The organism is Polaromonas sp. P4_H1 (assembly GCF_056400945.1).
In genome coordinates this window covers 1-695 of sequence record NZ_JBFUKG010000065.1, presented here as the reverse complement: position 1 = coordinate 695, position 695 = coordinate 1, and the positions used below count along the sequence as shown (strand labels likewise).

Below are 695 nucleotides of genomic sequence, written 5' to 3'. Positions count from 1 at the left end.
GGCCAGCGAAGATCGGGTCAGCCACTTCCGGATCGATGATCCCGAAATAGCGGAACAGCGGTGCGTAGACCGCATCGACCAGACCAAAGTCCGGCCCGGCGAAATACGGGCCGTCGCCCAGCTCGGCCTCGATCTTGCTCAGCCGATCACGGAAGGCGGCCCGCTTCGCGTCGGCGGTCGCCATGTCCTTGGCGTGGAGGAACTGCCAGCCCTCCGTAAAGGTCTGGGTGGCGAATTCTATCCAGGCGCGATGCCGGGCACGCAGCAATGCATCGTCGGGATACATCGCCGCGCCACCCTGCGTCTCGTTCAGATATTCGCAGATGACCACGCTTTCGAAGAGGATCGCATCCTCACCGTTCGGCTGGCGCACCTTCAGCACCGGCACCTTGCCGGTCGGCGACAGGGCCAGAAACCAGTCGGGCTTGGCCGATAGATCGACGTTGACCCGGTCGAACGCCACCCCTTTTTCGAGCAGGACGATCGCGGCACGCTGGACGAATGGGCACAGCGGGTGGCTGACGAGAGTGAGGTTTTGCTCGGTCATGATGGTGTCTCGATGTGCTGGAACAGAGATCAGAGCGACTGGCCGCCCGACACGTCGAACGTCGTGCCGTTGGCCCAGCCGAAATCGTCGGACAGGATGGCTGCGACCGCGCCGCCGATGTCGTCGGGCTGACCGACGCGGCCTAGCG

At 64.2% G+C, this 695-nt stretch carries 1 protein-coding gene; it reads right to left on the bottom strand.

The genetic code is table 11. The features are described from left to right. A partial coding sequence (locus AC1DS5_RS25085) for a glutathione S-transferase family protein (protein WP_477720956.1) occupies positions 1–547 on the bottom strand: 547 nt, incomplete at its 3' end. Positions 548–695 lie beyond the last annotated feature (148 nt).